Source organism: Agrobacterium sp. V1 (assembly GCF_030518355.1).
GTDB classification, from domain to species: Bacteria; Pseudomonadota; Alphaproteobacteria; order Rhizobiales; family Rhizobiaceae; genus Agrobacterium; species Agrobacterium cucumeris.
In genome coordinates this window covers 2,926,737-2,943,089 of sequence record NZ_JAULSF010000001.1, presented here as the reverse complement: position 1 = coordinate 2,943,089, position 16,353 = coordinate 2,926,737, and the positions used below count along the sequence as shown (strand labels likewise).

Below are 16,353 nucleotides of genomic sequence, written 5' to 3'. Positions count from 1 at the left end.
TGCCGATTTGTCCCCTGCCGCATCAGAGCAAGCTGCATCACATGCCTTCGGTGCGCGGTCCCCATCAGCCACCGCACCCATCGCCAAATTCAATTGCATATTGCCGCCTTTCAAATTGCCAATCATAGCCTGACGATCAAAAATCGATCGCCAGAGATCCCCCTCGTATTATTCCGGCCTTCAGTGCTCCCCTCGAAAGAGCATCAAAGGCTACTACTTGTTTGCGAGCCGGTTATCCCATTTCCCTCCCCCTCATGGAGAGGCCTGCGACACGCTAAAGACGCTCCTTTCGCCACAACCCTAAGGCGTATGCTTGAGGACAAAAAACCCCTGCCCGTTCCGAGACCGAAACGGCGCAAAAAGCTCCATGACCTGAGAAAACGGGCCCCGAAAGACCCGCCAGCAAGAAGGTGAATATCGTCGATACGATCATCGAGATAATCTGTGGACTGAGATCCGCACCCCTTGTTGGAATGCATTTAGGCAGGATCGTGGGGAGAGATCAATGGCGTTTTTTCTGCAAAAACTCAGATCGGCCATTGACTCACAAAGGCCGTTTTGCATCACGGGCAAGGCCCGAAGCAGAATCGCTTATGAATCAATGAGATTCAATTTTGGCAATTTTAGAGAGCCTGTTTTGGCAAAAAAATAAAAATCTTCTTGACTCAAAACTCGTCACGACTTCCGTAGAGAAAGCTTCCCATTTTCCGAGAGACCTCCGGCAAGCCATTGTTTTTATTTAATATTTCCTGTCGTCCATCTGACACGCGTTTGTCACGTTACGGCAGGAATGATTAACAGGCAGTTAGAATCACAAAAAGCCCGGTCAAAAGACCAGGCTTTTTGAATAGTTATTTGTGATTAGCCGGATTAGGCCGAAAGAGCCTTAACGCGCTGTGCGAGACGCGACACCTTGCGGGATGCGGTGTTGCCATGCAGGACGCCGCGGGTAGCTGCGCGCTGGATCTCGGGCTGAGCAGCCTTCAGAGCTTCGGTGGCAACAGCCAGATCGCCGGAAGCGATTGCTTCCTCGACCTTGCGAATGAAGCCGCGAACGCGCGAACGGCGAGCCTTGTTGACTGCGGTACGGCGAGCGATCTTGCGGGTCGCCTTTTTCGCCGAAGTTGTATTGGCCATGTATGCCTCTCTTCGAATTCAAACCAAATTCCGCAACCAGAGGATCGGGTCGTTCGACGACCTCACTTAACCCAAGAATGCGGGAGTAATTTCGGACAAGCCGGATGGCTTTCCTTAACCGTGGGCGGGCATATACCGCTAAAGCGCACGCCCGTCAACGCGCAAATGGCGGAAAACGCCGATATTCCGACTCCTTAGCGATTCCGGAAAACGGGTTTGCGTTTTTCGATGAAGGCCGCCATGCCCTCCTTCTGGTCCGCCGTTGCAAAGAGCGACTGAAAGGACCGCCTTTCATATCGCAGGCCTTCGGCCAGCGACATCTCAAAGGAGCGATTGACGCTTTCCTTGGCCATAAGAACAGAGGCACGCGACAGCGAAGCGATACGGGTAGCAGCTTCCACAGCCTCCTCCATCAGATTTGCGGACGGAACGATGCGCGAGACGAGGCCTGAACGCTCGGCCTCCGCCGCATCCATCATGCGGCCGGTCAGAACCAAATCCATGGCCTTTGCCTTGCCCACTGCCCGTGTCAGCCGCTGTGAGCCGCCCATGCCGGGAATGACGCCGAGGGTGATCTCCGGCTGGCCGAACTTCGCCGTTTCCGAAGCAATGATGAAATCGCACATCATCGCGAGCTCGCAGCCGCCACCGAGCGCAAAACCCGAAACGGCAGCGATGACCGGCTTCCTCGTTGACGCAACCTCATCCCAGCCGCCGAGAAAATCACCGACATAGGCGTCGACGAAATCCAGCCCCTGCATCTCCTTGATGTCGGCGCCTGCGGCAAATGCCTTTTCCGAGCCGGTGATGATGATTGCACCAATGGAATCATCGGTGGAGAATGAAGAGAGAATGTGCCGCAGCTCTTTCAGAAGCACCGAGTTGAGAGCGTTGAGCGCCTTGGGGCGATTGAGCGTTATGACGCCCACCTCATCACGCTTTTCGACCAGTATCGTTTCATAGTCCACGGCAATCTCCCCTTCTCCGTTGTTGCGGCCCATTACTCTTGGCTCAGTCACTTCTGGCAGGCGGCGCAATAAAAGGTCGAACGACCGGCCTGTACCACTCTCTCAACCGTACCCCCGCAGCCGGGTGTCCGGCAAGGCTGGCCTTCCTGATCGTAGACCGAAAAGGAATGCTGGAAATAACCGAGTGTCCCGTCTGTCTGTATATGGTCGCGGAGTGAGGAGCCGCCGGCGGCGATAGCGTCCGCGATCACGTCACGGATTTTTTCCGTCAGATCGATGAGCTGCGCTTTGGGCTTGCCTGATGTCGTGACCAGCGTTCCCGCTGCCCGTAAGGGAGAAAGATGCGCGCGCCACAGCGCCTCGCAGACATAGATATTGCCAAGGCCGGCAATGACCTTCTGATCCAGCAGCGTGCCTTTCAAGGGCTGGCTCTTGCCCTCAAACCGGCTCGCCAGATAATTGGCGCTCAATGCATTGCCTGTTGGTTCCGGCCCAAGCTCGGCAAAAGCCGGATAGAGATCGAGCTTGTTGCGCTCCACCAGATGCATGAAGCCGAAGCGGCGCGGATCATTATAGATGACGCAGACGCGCTCTTCGCCCTTATCCAGATGAAAGACGACATGGTCGTGTTTGCCATCCTTTGAGCGGGCATAATGAAACGTGCCGGGCGTATTGCCGGCTTCATCCGCGTCCGCCTCGATACGAAACGAGCCGGACATGCCGAGATGGGCAATGATCGTCAGCCCATCCTCCAGTTCGATCAAAAGATATTTCGCCCGGCGTCCAAGCGATATGATCGTTTTGCCTTCGATCAGCGTCGCGAAATCCTCCGGGAACGGAAAACGCAGATCGGGGCGGCCAAGGTGGAGTTTGCGAACCCTTGCCCCTTCCATAGCGGGGGCAAGACCGCGTCTGACAGTTTCGACTTCTGGCAATTCTGGCATCTGGCTTATCCGGCAGTTTATCGTTAGGACCATGTGGTCTATACAATGCACGCGAAATGTCGCGCCCAGGCGATGCGGCAACAGATAGCGTCGCCATGGCGTTTCCGCTATGGTCCGCCACGCAATAAAATGGAGACAGACGATGACCGACGCCCGTACGACCGCAGAAGGCGGCATGGAAACGTCCTATGGCTTCCACAAGGTGGACGAAGGCAAAAAGCAGGGGCTGGTCAACGAGGTCTTCCACAAGGTGGCCAAGCGCTACGACATCATGAACGACGTGATGTCGGCGGGCCTGCACCGGCTGTGGAAGGACGCCATGGTCTCTTCGCTTTCGCCGCGCAAGGATGCTTCCTACAAGGTTCTGGACGTGGCGGGTGGCACCGGCGATATCGCGTTTCGCATCGTCGAGGCCTCCAACCGTCTGGCGCACGCCACCGTTCTCGATATCAATGGCTCGATGCTGGCGGTCGGCGAGGAACGTGCGGCAAAAAAGAAGCTTTCCGACAATCTGACCTTCGTTGAGGCCAATGCCGAAGAACTGCCCTTCGAGGCGAATTCATTCGACGCCTATACGGTCGCTTTCGGCATTCGCAACGTGCCGCGCATCGATGTCGCGCTGAAGGAGGCCCATCGCGTGCTGAAACGTGGCGGGCGGCTGCTGGTACTGGAATTTTCAGAGGTCGAAATGCCGCTGCTCGACCGCGTCTACGACGCCTGGTCGTTCAACGCCATTCCGCAATTTGGCAAGATGATCACCGGCGACGCCGAACCCTATCAATATCTGGTCGAGTCGATCCGCAAATTCCCCAATCAGGAGGATTTCGCGGCGATGATCCGCACCGCCGGCTTCTCCCGCGTGTCCTACACCAACTACACCGGCGGCATCGCCGCCCTGCATTCCGGCTGGAAGCTTTAAGAGCATGGCCAGCAGAAGCAGGAGACAGGCATAAGCATGAGCACTTTGGGCGCATATTTCCGCCTCGCAAGGGTTGGCTGGGTTCTCGTGCGCGAAGGCGTCGTGTTGGCCCTGCCCTCCGACGACCTTCCTGCTCCCGCGCAAATGCTGAAAGCGTTGCTGAAGCCCTTCGCCCGCAGCAAGGCCAAACGAGCGCAGCGTAGCGACCGGCTGGCAACGGCCGTCGAGCGGCTTGGACCGTCTTATGTGAAGATGGGCCAGTTTCTGGCCACCCGGCCGGATGTGGTGGGAGCCGATTTCGCCGACGATCTCGCAAGCCTTCAGGATCGCATGGCATTTTTCCCGGCTGCCGCGGCGAAGGCCAATATCGAGGGCTCGCTCGGACGCACGGTTTCCGACCTCTACAGGGAATTCGGTGACCCGATCGCGGCCGCCTCCATCGCCCAGGTTCATCCGGCAATGGTGGATACGCCGAAGGGACCACGCAAGGTGGCCGTCAAGGTCATTCGTCCCGGCGTGCGCCAGCGTTTCCAGAACGATCTGGAGGCGATGTATCTGATCGCCGACCTGCAGCAGCGCTTTGTCCGTTCAGCCCGCCGTCTGCGGCCGGTCGAGGTGACACGCACGCTGGAACAGACAACCAAGATCGAGATGGATCTGCGGCTCGAGGCCGCCGCCCTTTCCGAGCTTGCCGAAAACACAAAGGATGATCCCGGTTTCCGTGTTCCGGAAGTCGACTGGGAACGCACCGGCCGCGATGTCGTCACCATGGAGTGGATCGACGGCGTCAAGATGTCGGATATCGAGGGGCTGAAGGCCGCCGGTCACGACCTGAACCAACTGGCCGATACGCTGATCCAGTCTTTCCTGCGGCACACGCTGCGCGACGGCTTTTTCCATGCCGACATGCATCCCGGCAATCTCTTCGTCGACGACAAGGGCATGATCGTCGCGGTGGATATGGGCATTGCCGGACGGCTCGGCAAAAAGGAACGCCGCTTCCTCGCCGAAATCCTCTATGGCTTTATCACGCGCGATTACATGCGGGTGGCAGAGGTGCATTTCGAGGCCGGTTATGTGCCGGGCCATCACGATAAAGCCAGCTTCGCACAGGCGATCCGCGCCATTGGCGAGCCGATCCACGGGCAACCGGCCGAGACGATCTCCATGGGCAAGCTGTTGACCCTGCTGTTCGAGGTGACCGAACTTTTCGACATGGAGACGCGGCCGGAACTGGTGATGCTGCAAAAGACCATGGTGGTGGTGGAAGGCGTATCACGCATGCTCAACCCGCGCTTCAACATGTGGAAGGCGGCCGATCCGGTCGTCGGCGGCTGGATCAGGGACAATCTCGGTCCCAAGCGCATCGTCACCGATCTGAAAGACGGCATGAAGGCCGCTCTAAAGCTTGCCGAAGCGGCACCCGAGATCGCCGCCAAGACGGAAAAGCTGCATTCCGAGCTGATGTATATGAGCGAGAACGGCCTGCGTTTCGATGCCCAGACAGCCGAAGCCATCGGCAAGGCGGAAGCGCGCCACACCAAATGGGGGCGGATTGCGCTCTGGGTGATCGCGCTGACGCTTCTCTATATTGCCATCCGAATCAGCTAAGACATATCTGAACCTTGGAGGTGCGCGATGTCACGGTTGGGCACCTCAGTTACCAAAAACCACCTTTCAAACCGACGTGACGACCGCATGCCATGCTCATGCAATCTAACGAAGAATAGTGACCTGACCTTCTCAACGAAACAGGTGGCCTATGCGACTGTTAACCCTTCTGGTTGGTTCGCTATTCTTCAGTCTTCAACCGGTCGCAGTGCCGGAAGCAGTGGCGCAACACAGGGTCTACGATCCCTGTACGGATGGCAGCATAAGCGATGGCAAGCCGCGCAGTTGCGGCGAGCTGAAGCGGGAATTGCGACGCAGTGACAGGTATGGTCGCAGGGGATGGGATTATTATCGGCCGATGCGGCCCCCGCGCACCGATCCATGCAGGGACGGGCGCGTCAGCGACGGGCAACCGCGATCCTGCGGAGAGTTGCGTCGCTGGTTGAATGGTAGATGATTGCCGGACGGGAATTGAAATTCATGGCAAAAACTCAGGCAGTGAAACAGGCCCTTGTCTATTGTTCGTGGCCGATGGTGTTTTTCTTCGGCCTTGTCGGCTCCTATTTCGCCTTCAACAGCAGCCATCCCATCATGGCGTTTCTCTGCGTCTATGCGGGCGCGGTGTTGAGCCTGTTTCTCCTGGAACGTTATATCCCCTATGAGGTTCAGTGGCTTCAGGGCGATGGCGAAACCGCGACGAGCATCGGCCACACGCTGTTGACCAAGGGTCTGGTCCAGCTTGCCGCCGTTGCGGGAGCAATCTTTCCGATGCTGACCGCCAATGTGCTGCAGCCGCTTGCGGCCATGCGGTTCAATCTGTGGCCTTCCGACCTGCCGATGATCATTCAGGTCGCACTTGCGGTCACCATCGCTGAATTCGGCCTCTACTGGGCGCACCGTATCGCGCATGAGACCGTGTTCTTCTGGCGTTTCCATGCCCTGCACCACAGCGTCGTCCGACTCTGGGTGGTCAATACCGGTCGCTTTCATGTGGCGGATTCGCTCTTCAAGATCGCACTCAGTCAGCTTCCGCTCTATTTGATGGGCGCACCCTTGCACGTTTTCTGGTGGCTTGGCGCCGTTACCGCCTTCATCGGCATTCTGACCCATTGCAATGTCGATATGAAAACCGGCCCGCTGGACTATGTGTTCAGCACGCCGCGGCTGCACCGCTGGCATCATTCCAAGGAGCTTCCCGAGGGAAACACCAATTACGGCGAGAATCTCGTCATATTCGACCAGCTGTTCGGCAGCTATTTCAATCCCGATCGCCCGTCCTCCACCAATATCGGTATCAAGGGGCAAATTGCGAAGGGCTTTCTGCCCCAGCTTTTTCAGCCCTTCACCAAGGAGGGCGTTCGCCAGATCATTGGTCGAAACACAAAAGACAATTCAGGCGAAACGCCCGGCATGTGAGGTTGGAGCATTCCCGCTTTTCTCCGAAATGCGAAAACGCTCTAGTCGAAGAATATGCCCAGCTCAGAGCGCAGTTTCTTCGTCAGGCCGGCCGCAACCAGTTCATAGGAGCGGCGCACATAATGCTCCAGCTCCTCTCGCTCGAGCGGTGAATGGTCACCGATCGATATCCATTTGCGTTTGGCAAAATAGGGCGCCTGACCGATGCCTTCCAGCGAGGTGAGGATTTCGAAACTTTCCTCCGAACATTTTACCACCAGACGCCAATCCACCCGCTCACCCAGCACGGCAAAGACCTTGTCGCCGACCTTGGCGACATGGGAATCCCACTGATCGACGAAACGCACGCCCGGCCATTCGCCCAGCACTCTGTCGAATGTCTTGCGATCAAACAGGCTCATGCGAGTTTCTCCGCGATAAGGGCTGCCAGACGTTTTGCGACGTCGGCCTTGTCGAGATCCGGCCAGGCCTCAATACCGTCCGCCGATATGATCTTCACGCTGTTTCGATCTCCACCCATGATGCCGGTCTCAGCCGAGACATCATTGGCGACAATATAATCCGCGCCCTTACGCTCCAGCTTGGCGCGACCGTTCTTCTCAACGTCCTGTGTTTCGGCGGCGAAACCCACCACCAGCTTCGGGCGCTTTTCGTGGTGGCCGACGGTTTTCAGGATATCGGGGTTTTCCGTCAATTGCAGCGCGGGCGGTGCATCGCCCGGCTGCTTCTTGATCTTCTGTTCCGATGAACCTGTCACGCGCCAGTCAGCGACGGCGGCGACCATGACTGCGATATCCGCCGGGAGCTTTGAGATCACCGCATCACGCATCTCTTCGGCACGCTCGACATGGATCGTTGTGACTCCAGCCGGATCGGCGAGGTTGACCGGGCCTGAGACCAGCGTCACCTCCGCCCCCAGTTCCGCGAGAGCCGCCGCAATGGCGTGGCCCTGCTTGCCCGACGAGCGGTTGGCTATATAGCGTACCGGATCGATCGGCTCATGCGTGGGACCGGAAGTGACGATGGCCTTCTTGCCCTTGAGTGGTTTGGGGCCATTGTCCAAAAGCGTCTCAACGGCTTCAACGATCTGCAACGGCTCCGCCATCCGGCCAAGACCTGCCTCACCCTTCTCCGCCATCTCGCCCGCCATGGGTCCGATAAAAAACACGCCGTCTTTTTTTAGCGTTTCGACATTGCGGGCCGTCGGTTTCGCCGTCCACATTTTCGGATTCATGGCGGGCGCGATCAGCACCCTGCGGTCAGTCGCGAGAAGGATGGTAGAAGCAAGATCGTCGGCCAGACCATGCGCCATCTTGGCCATGAGATCGGCAGTGGCGGGCGCGACCAGCACGAGGTCGCAGTCGCGCGCCAGCCTGATATGGCCGACATCCTGCTCGTCCTGTCTGGAAAAAAGCTCGGTGAAAACGTGGGTGGCAGACAGCACGCCGACCGCCAGCGGGGTGACGAATTCCTGGGCGCCCTTCGTCATGACCGGCGTCACCTTCGCGCCGCGCTCTTTCAGGCGGCGGATGAGATCGAGGCTCTTATAGGCCGCGATGCCGCCGGAGATGATGAGGAGAATATGTTTGCCTGAAAGCGTCATGATGCCGGACCAGTTTCCCGTTTCACCGGGAAACTAAGCCCTTGGCATTCAAAGTGCAATCCGGCTGATATCACGCCGCCTTGGCGACGTGATATTCCTTGATCGCAACCATCTTGATCGCTGGAAAACGCTCGGACTCATAGCGCAATGAGAAGGCGTCCTGCGCCAGAAACACCGGATCGCCATCCAGATCGCGGGCGATATCACCGCGCTTGACGTTGAGGAACTTATCCATCTCCGCCGGCTGATCGGATGAAATCCAGCGGCAGACGGAAAAGCGCGACATTTCGAAGGAGACCGGCAGGCCGTATTCGCCCATCAGCCGTTCCTTCAATACGTCCAGCTGCAGCGCGCCGACGACGCCGACGATGGCCGGCGAACCGTCTTCCGGCGAGAAGAGCTGCACGACGCCCTCTTCCGCCATCTGCTGCAGGGCTTCCTTCAGCTTCTTCGCCTTCATCGCATCTTCCAGCCGCACGCGGCGCAGGATTTCCGGCGAGAAGTTCGGAACGCCCTGGAAAACAAGGTTTTCACCCTCGGTCAGCGTATCACCGATGCGCAGCGTGCCGTGGTTGGGGATGCCGACCACATCACCCGCAAAGGCCGTATCGGCGAGCTGGCGCTGCGAGGCGAAGAAGAATTGTGGCGCGGTCAACCCCATCTGCTTGCCGGTGCGCGACAAACGCGCCTTCATCCCGCGCTCCAGCTTGCCGGAGCAGATGCGGGCAAAGGCGATGCGGTCGCGGTGGTTGGGGTCCATATTGGCCTGAATCTTGAAGACGAAGGCCGTCATCCTGTCTTCCGCCGCATGCACGGTGCGGGTATCCGCCACCTGATCGCGCGGCGGCGGTGCGAAATCGCCGAGCGCATTGATGAGGTCGCGCACACCGAAATTGCGCAACGCAGAGCCGAAGAACACCGGCGTCATGTGGCCTTCGAGAAACGCCTGACGGTCAAAGGGGCGGCAGGCTTCCAGCGCCAGTTCCGTTTCTTCGATAAAGACCTTGCGTTCGTTTTCCGGCAGCCGATCGGCAACCGCCTGCGGACCGTTGACGGAGAGGCCTTCCACCTGCGTATCATTGCCGCGAAAGGTGTTTTCGGCGAGATTATAAGCGCCGCAGAAGCTTTTCGCCCGTCCCACCGGCCAGGTGATCGGCGCGGTATCCAGCGCCAGTTTTTCCTCAACCTCATCCAATATCTCGAAGGGATCGCGGCTTTCGCGGTCCATCTTGTTGATGAAGGTGATGATCGGAATATCGCGCATGCGGCAGACTTCAAACAGCTTCAGCGTGCGTGGCTCAATACCCTTGGCGGCGTCGATAACCATGATCGCCGCATCCACCGCCGTCAGCGTGCGGTAGGTATCATCGGCGAAGTCTTCGTGGCCGGGCGTATCGAGAATGTTGAAGACGCGGTCGTTATATTCGAAGGTCATGACCGAGGTGACGACCGAAATGCCGCGCTCGCGCTCGATCTTCATCCAGTCCGAACGGGTCTGGATGCGATCCTTCTTCGCCTTCACTTCACCGGCAAGCTGGATCGCTCCGCCGAACAGCAACAGCTTTTCGGTAAGCGTCGTCTTACCCGCGTCCGGGTGCGCGATAATAGCAAAGGTGCGGCGGCGGGAGACCGCCTCGGCAAGTGTTTCGGCCATCTGACAAATCCTGTGAATTGCGGGCTATCTAGCGTTTCAGGCCCGCATTTGCAATTGACCTTGCCGCGATCTGCGCAAACTAATGCCGCATGACCATTCAAAATGACAATCGCCCCCCTCTTCGCCTCGTCCGCCTCGCCAATGGCGCAGGCCTCGAATTGCCGTCCTATGAAACCGGTGGTGCTGCCGGCATGGACCTGCGCGCCGCGGTGCCTGCAGATCAACCGCTGCCCCTGAAACCCGGTGAACGGGCACTGGTGCCGACCGGCTTCATCTTCGAAATTCCATCCGGTTATGAGGCGCAAATCCGTCCCCGCTCCGGCCTTGCCATCAAGAACGGCATCACCTGCCTCAATTCTCCCGGCACGGTGGACAGCGATTATCGCGGCGAAGTGAAGGTCATTCTCGCCAATCTGGGGCAGGATGATTTCATCATCGAGCGCGGCATGCGCATTGCGCAGATGGTAATTGCGCCGGTGACGCAGGTTACCGTGAGCGAAGTGACGGAAACCTCCGAGACGGCGCGTGGCGCCGGCGGTTTCGGCTCGACCGGGGTCTGACCGGCAAGCCGCATGATCGATTGTTTTTACCCGGCAATTTCGCTATTGATCTAGCGGATTTTCCGGGAAACATGATCATGACACTGACGACCCTTCTGGCCTATGCCACTGCCCTCTTCATTGCCGCTGCCATTCCCGGCCCCGGCATGACGGCGATCGTGGCGCGGGCGCTGGGTTCGGGCTTTCGGGAAACCTTCTTCATGGGCCTCGGGCTGGTGCTGGGCGACATGATCTACCTGACCGGCGTGATACTGGGGTTGGCCTTCGTGGCGCAGACATTTCAGGAAGCCTTCATGGTGCTGAAATTCGCCGGTGCGGCCTATCTCCTCTATATCGCCTGGAAGCTTTGGACCGCCGGCCTTTTGCCGCAGGACCTGAAGGCGAAAAAAAGCACCAGCATGCCGATGTCCTTCCTGTCCGGCCTGCTGATCACCCTCGGCAACCCGAAAACCATGCTGTTTTATGTGGCGCTGGTGCCGACGCTGATCGACATCCGCATGATCGGCCCGTCGGAATATGCGACACTCCTCGCCCTCACCTTCGTCGTGCTGATGGCCGTTCTGTTGCCCTACATCCTGCTTGCGGCCAAGGCGCGCAACCTCCTGAAACGGCCGAGCGCGCTGACAATCCTCAACCGCACGGCGGCGGGCATTCTGGCCGGAACGGCGACCATGATCGCCATCCGCAGCGCCTAAAATAATTTCGTGCATTTACCCAGTTTATCGTGAAATTTTTCCGGTAAACCGGCCATATAAGGATGAACGTTCGCTAGCCTGACAGGGCGATTACTCCTATTCTGCCGCTCAAATCTTGCGGCCACTATTCTGTGGCCTTCATACAGGAGAGCATCATGCCTGAAGCCAGAAAGCCCGGACGCGGACGCGTCTATTCCTCGATTACGGAAACAATCGGCGATACGCCGATCGTGCGGCTGGACAAGCTGGCGAAAGAAAAGGGCGTGAAGGCCAACCTGCTTGCCAAGCTGGAGTTTTTCAACCCCATCGCCTCCGTGAAGGACCGCATCGGTGTTGCCATGATCGAAGCGCTGGAAGCGCAGGGCAAGATCACCCCCGGCAAAACGACGCTGGTGGAGCCGACTTCGGGCAATACCGGCATCGCGCTTGCCTTTGCTGCCGCGGCCAAGGGCTACAAGCTGATCCTGACCATGCCGGAAACCATGTCGGTCGAGCGTCGGAAAATGCTGGCCCTGCTCGGTGCCGAACTGGTGCTGACCGAAGGTCCGAAGGGCATGAAAGGCGCAATCGCCAAGGCGCAGGAACTGGCCGAGACGCTTCCCGACGCCATCATACCGCAGCAATTCGAAAACCCCGCCAATCCGGATATTCACCGCAAGACGACGGCAGAAGAAATCTGGAACGATACTGACGGCACGGTCGACATTCTCGTTTCCGGCATCGGCACGGGTGGCACGATCACCGGCACGGGTCAGGTTCTGAAATCCCGCAAGCCGGAAGTGAAGGTCATTGCGGTGGAACCCGCCGACAGCCCGGTGCTCTCCGGTGGTAACCCCGGCCCTCACAAGATCCAGGGCATCGGCGCTGGTTTTGCACCCGCCATCCTCGATACCGGCATCTATGACGAGATCGTCACCGTCACCAATGACGAGGCTTTCGAAATCGCGCGTCTCGCGGCAAGGCTGGAAGGCGTACCTGTCGGCATCTCCTCGGGTGCAGCATTGGCGGCGGCAATCAAGGTCGGCGCGCGTGAGGAAAATGCCGGCAAGAACATCGTTGTCATCGTTCCTTCCTTTGCGGAGCGTTACCTTTCGACGGCGCTGTTCGAAGGTCTTGGGCTCTAACGACCCCATCCGGTACGCGCTATCGCGGACCAAGGAATCGAGATTTATCATGCCGCCGGCACCGCTGGCGGCATAAGCGTTTCAGAACGCCCCACATTCGGCTGGTTTCACGCGATGCGCCTCAGATCGTGCTTTCGCATCTGCCTACCGAGAAGGGGCGGAGCTTTTTCAGGGACTGCCTCCAAACTCTTCCAACAAAGCGCGCAAGCATCACGGCTCTAAGCCGCCGTCGGCAACCTCTCACCCGCGATACGATAGGACACGGCTTCCGCCACATGGATGCGGCCGACTATTTGTTTGCCGTCCAGGTCGGCCAATGTTCGCGCGACCTTCAGAATACGATGATAACCGCGAGCGGAAAACTTCAGCCGTTCGGCGGCATCGCGCAGCAATTGCAGCCCGGAGGCATCCGGTTCGGCATATTTTTCGATCAAGGTCGTCGTGCAGCGGGCATTGGTACGAATGGCAGGAAACCCCGCCGTCGCATAACGCTCCTGCTGGGCGAGGCGGGCATTGGCGACACGGGCGGCAACCACCGCACTCGGCTCGGACGCGACGGGGCGGATGAGATCAGTGGCGGAAACGGCAGGAACATCAATACGGATATCGATACGGTCCATCAGCGGACCGGAAATGCGGCCCTGATAATCGGTCACGCAACGCGGACCTCTGGCGCAGGTAAAGCCCGGCTCTCCTGCCATGCCGCACCGACACGGGTTCATCGCCGCCACGAGCTGGATTTGCGCCGGATAGCTGACGCGGTGATTGGCCCGGGCAATGATACATTCACCCGTCTCCAGCGGTTGGCGCAAAGCATCCAGCACCTGCGGCGAAAATTCCGGGAATTCATCCAGAAAAAGAACGCCGTGATGGGCAAGTGAAGCCTCGCCCGGTCTGGCGCGCAATCCGCCGCCAATCAAAGCCGCCATGGTGGCGGAATGATGCGGCGTGCGGAACGGCCTGCGGTCTGAAAGCTTGCCGCCCGACAATTGGCCGGCGATGGAATGAACCATGGACACTTCCAGCAACTCTGCCGCCTCAAGCGGCGGCAGGATGGACGGCAGGCGCGCGGCAAGCATGGATTTGCCGGAGCCGGGTGGACCGACCATCAGCAGATTATGGCCACCAGCCGCTGCCACTTCCAGCGCACGTCTGGCGCTTTCCTGCCCCTTGATATCCGCCAGATCGGGCAGATTGACCGGACTGGTCCGGATGGCGGGCACGGGGCGCGAAAGCAGCTGCGTGCCGCGAAAATGATTGGCAAGCGCTATGAGGCTGCGCGGGGCAAGGATATCGATGCCGGCACCGGCCCAGGCCGCTTCCGGACCGCTTTCAGCCGGACAGATCAGGCCCTTGCCTAGAGCGTTGGCGCCGATGGCCGCCGGCAGCGCGCCAGAGACCATGCCGATGGTGCCATCGAGATTAAGTTCGCCGAGAACCACATATTGGCCGAGCGCCTCTGCCGGTATGGCGCCCAAAGCGGCCATGAGCCCCAGAGCAATTGGAAGATCGAAATGCGAGCCTTCCTTTGGCAGATCGGCAGGCGCGAGATTGACGGTCACCTTTTTTGCCGGAAGCGCCAGACCCGAAGCATGTAGTGCCGCCTGCACCCGCTCCCGGCTTTCGGCCACCGCCTTGTCCGGCAGGCCGACGATCTGGATGCCGACCTTTCCGGGTGCGACCATGACCTGCACCTCGACGGGCACACCCTCTATGCCCTGAAATGCAACCGTATTGACTTTCGCCACCATGGCCTGCCCCCGCAAACCGGCCGCGACATCAGAGCTTCATGCCCTGTGGCGGCCACCCGCAAGCAACGTGCCATAAGGCAAAGAATAAAACAAGAACATCCGGTGAACAATTTCACGCGGGCGATGTATTTTAGTTGTGTCTAGTTGTGTCCATGGAACAAATGGAGTTCGGTCGGAAATCGCCTCAGAAATCCTGAGTTTCGCGCTTTTTCTCGATGGCGTCCCACAACAGGCTTGCCACATCGGCACCGCCGAATTTCTGCACTTCACGAATGCCGGTCGGTGAGGTGACGTTGATCTCCGTGAGATAATCGCCGATCACATCGATACCAACAAAGAGGAAACCACGCTCGCGCAGGGCGGGACCAATGCGGCGGCAGATTTCCTTCTCGCGCGCCGTCAGTTCCGTCGGCTCTGGCCGGCCACCGGCATGCATGTTGGAGCGGGCATCGTTTTCTGCCGGTACGCGGTTGATTGCGCCCACCGGCTCGCCATCCACCAAAAGGATGCGCTTGTCGCCCTTACGGACGTCAGGCAGGTATTCCTGGGCGATGTAAGGCTCACGGAACATCTGGCCGAACATTTCCAGCAGCGAGGAGAAATTGCGGTCGTCACGCGCCGAATGGAAGACACCGGCACCGCCATTGCCATAAAGCGGCTTGAGGATGATATCGCCCATTTCATTGCGGAACCGGGCGATCTCGGCCACGTCCTTGGTGATCAAGGTCTTCGGCATCAGATCGGCGAATTCAGTGACGAAAATCTTTTCCGGCGAGTTGCGCACCCAGGCGGGGTCATTGACAACAAGCGTCTTGGGATGAATACGCTCCAGCAGATGCGTGGAGGTGATATAGGCCATGTCGAATGGCGGATCCTGACGCAGATGGATGACATCCATGGTCGAAAGATCAACGCGCTCCGGTTCCGACAGCGAGAAATGGTCGCCCTTTATGTCGCGCAACTCCATCTGCTCGACGGTGGCGTAAATCTTGCCGTCACGCATGGAAAGACGGTCTGGCGTATAGTGGAACAGCCGGTATCCGCGCGCCTGCGCCTCAAGACTCATGGCGAAAGTGGAATCACCGGCAATGTTGATGCCGGAGACATGATCCATCTGGATCGCGACGTTCTTGATTTTCGCCATGCGCATGTTCCTCTTGCAGCATAGGGATGCCCTGCGGCCCACAATGCCCATTGTCCCGTCTTTTCAAGCTTCCCGGCAAGCCCGGGAGAGACCCGGAAATGCTTCAGAAAACCCTGAAGATGTAGGGCAGCGACCATTCAAACGCAACTGCTGCAAGCGGTGCTTTGTGTGAGTTTTATTGAACCTTCACAATTCCCCCGACGGCGCCGGAAGGCCCCGTCGTTTGAATTGTTTTACCGTTTCAGGCCGCCAGCTTGTAGGAACTGCCGGAAAACAGCTTGTTCTTGACGCGATAGACCAGCGCCAGCGCCCGGGGGAATGGACGACGCATGAAGGCAACCTTGCGGACATAGTCATCCACCCGCCAGGTGGCCCATGTTCCCGCCCGGAAATAGGCGACGTCGCCAACCCGCAGGATGCTGACCGAACCGTCTTCGGCCGTCACATGCACCTCGCCTTCCAGAATATAGACGGTTTCATCCCAGCCGAAGAACCAGCGGAATTCACCGGCTGTGCAATCCCACATGGCGGTGCTGGAAGCGCGGTCACCGCTTCGGGAATGATCGGCCGCGCGCGCCTGGGGATCGCCGGAGATGATCCAGTCAGGATTGATGGGGGCTGGCTGAAGTCGCAGATCGGTGCAGGATGCGCTGACAACGGCCTCGTCTTTTGCTCCGCGCAGATAGGCCGGCAATATTGGCATCGTGCGGATCGCCATGGTTGCAGCCGCCGCGAACATCATTTTGAACGACATATGAGAAAACCCCCGTGAAATATTGGAGGTCTTCTATCATCGGGATCGTAACAAAGCGGTTTTGACAATCGGC

At 58.7% G+C, this 16,353-nt stretch carries 15 protein-coding genes; 6 read left to right on the top strand and 9 right to left on the bottom strand.

The features are described 5' to 3' along the window. Positions 1-870 precede the first annotated feature (870 nt). From rpsT to mutM, 3 genes are all read right to left on the bottom strand, one after another. Positions 871-1,137 carry a 30S ribosomal protein S20 gene (rpsT, locus tag QSV77_RS14155; protein ID WP_003493474.1) on the bottom strand — a complete coding sequence of 89 codons (267 nt, stop codon included), beginning with the start codon at positions 1,135-1,137 and terminating at the stop codon, positions 871-873. Between the two features lie 194 nt (positions 1,138-1,331). After that, complete coding sequence (locus tag QSV77_RS14150) at positions 1,332-2,105, bottom strand: enoyl-CoA hydratase (RefSeq protein ID WP_302733858.1); 774 nt, start codon at positions 2,103-2,105, stop codon at positions 1,332-1,334. Between the two features lie 47 nt (positions 2,106-2,152). Further along, positions 2,153-3,049, bottom strand: coding sequence for a bifunctional DNA-formamidopyrimidine glycosylase/DNA-(apurinic or apyrimidinic site) lyase (gene mutM / locus QSV77_RS14145; RefSeq protein WP_302733856.1), 897 nt, complete (start codon positions 3,047-3,049; stop codon positions 2,153-2,155). Positions 3,050-3,191: 142 nt separating this feature from the next. Between mutM and ubiE the strand changes: the two genes are divergently transcribed. From ubiE to QSV77_RS14130, 3 genes are all read left to right on the top strand, one after another. Continuing rightward, positions 3,192-3,968 carry a bifunctional demethylmenaquinone methyltransferase/2-methoxy-6-polyprenyl-1,4-benzoquinol methylase UbiE gene (gene ubiE / locus QSV77_RS14140; protein WP_302733855.1) on the top strand — a complete coding sequence of 259 codons (777 nt, stop codon included), beginning with the start codon at positions 3,192-3,194 and terminating at the stop codon, positions 3,966-3,968. Positions 3,969-4,004: 36 nt separating this feature from the next. After that, on the top strand, positions 4,005-5,579 hold the full coding sequence (gene ubiB / locus QSV77_RS14135) for a 2-polyprenylphenol 6-hydroxylase (RefSeq protein ID WP_269700206.1): 1,575 nt from the start codon (positions 4,005-4,007) through the stop codon (positions 5,577-5,579). Positions 5,580-6,059: 480 nt separating this feature from the next. After that, on the top strand, positions 6,060-6,995 hold the full coding sequence (locus QSV77_RS14130) for a sterol desaturase family protein (protein WP_142840901.1): 936 nt from the start codon (positions 6,060-6,062) through the stop codon (positions 6,993-6,995). A 41-nt stretch (positions 6,996-7,036) separates the two neighbouring features. Here QSV77_RS14130 and QSV77_RS14125 read toward each other — a convergent pair whose 3' ends face one another. The 3 genes from QSV77_RS14125 to QSV77_RS14115 form a co-directional block, all read right to left on the bottom strand. Further along, the gene (locus QSV77_RS14125) at positions 7,037-7,396 is read right to left on the bottom strand and encodes an MmcQ/YjbR family DNA-binding protein (RefSeq protein WP_142840900.1); all 360 of its coding nucleotides are present in this window, start codon (positions 7,394-7,396) and stop codon (positions 7,037-7,039) included. Then, positions 7,393-8,598, bottom strand: coding sequence for a bifunctional phosphopantothenoylcysteine decarboxylase/phosphopantothenate--cysteine ligase CoaBC (gene coaBC / locus QSV77_RS14120; protein ID WP_302733854.1), 1,206 nt, complete (start codon positions 8,596-8,598; stop codon positions 7,393-7,395). The genes QSV77_RS14125 and coaBC overlap by 4 nt, the downstream gene beginning before the upstream one ends. Before the next feature lie 70 nt (positions 8,599-8,668). Beyond that, positions 8,669-10,252, bottom strand: a complete 1,584-nt coding sequence (locus QSV77_RS14115; RefSeq protein ID WP_052820301.1) for a peptide chain release factor 3 — start codon at positions 10,250-10,252, stop codon at positions 8,669-8,671. A gap of 89 nt (positions 10,253-10,341) precedes the next feature. Between QSV77_RS14115 and dut the strand changes: the two genes are divergently transcribed. From dut to cysK, 3 genes are all read left to right on the top strand, one after another. Beyond that, a complete protein-coding gene (gene dut / locus QSV77_RS14110; protein WP_302733853.1) occupies positions 10,342-10,812 on the top strand; it encodes a dUTP diphosphatase in 471 nt (156 codons plus the stop codon). 77 nt (positions 10,813-10,889) lie between these two features. After that, complete coding sequence (locus QSV77_RS14105) at positions 10,890-11,507, top strand: LysE family translocator (RefSeq protein ID WP_302733852.1); 618 nt, start codon at positions 10,890-10,892, stop codon at positions 11,505-11,507. A gap of 155 nt (positions 11,508-11,662) precedes the next feature. Then, positions 11,663-12,631, top strand: a complete 969-nt coding sequence (gene cysK / locus QSV77_RS14100; protein ID WP_142840897.1) for a cysteine synthase A — start codon at positions 11,663-11,665, stop codon at positions 12,629-12,631. A gap of 218 nt (positions 12,632-12,849) precedes the next feature. Here cysK and QSV77_RS14095 read toward each other — a convergent pair whose 3' ends face one another. From QSV77_RS14095 to QSV77_RS14085, 3 genes are all read right to left on the bottom strand, one after another. After that, on the bottom strand, positions 12,850-14,382 hold the full coding sequence (locus QSV77_RS14095; protein ID WP_302733851.1) for a YifB family Mg chelatase-like AAA ATPase: 1,533 nt from the start codon (positions 14,380-14,382) through the stop codon (positions 12,850-12,852). Between the two features lie 184 nt (positions 14,383-14,566). Further along, positions 14,567-15,526 carry a glutathione synthase gene (gshB, locus tag QSV77_RS14090; protein ID WP_302733850.1) on the bottom strand — a complete coding sequence of 320 codons (960 nt, stop codon included), beginning with the start codon at positions 15,524-15,526 and terminating at the stop codon, positions 14,567-14,569. Between the two features lie 241 nt (positions 15,527-15,767). Next, on the bottom strand, positions 15,768-16,280 hold the full coding sequence (locus tag QSV77_RS14085; RefSeq protein WP_302733849.1) for a cupin domain-containing protein: 513 nt from the start codon (positions 16,278-16,280) through the stop codon (positions 15,768-15,770). Positions 16,281-16,353 lie beyond the last annotated feature (73 nt).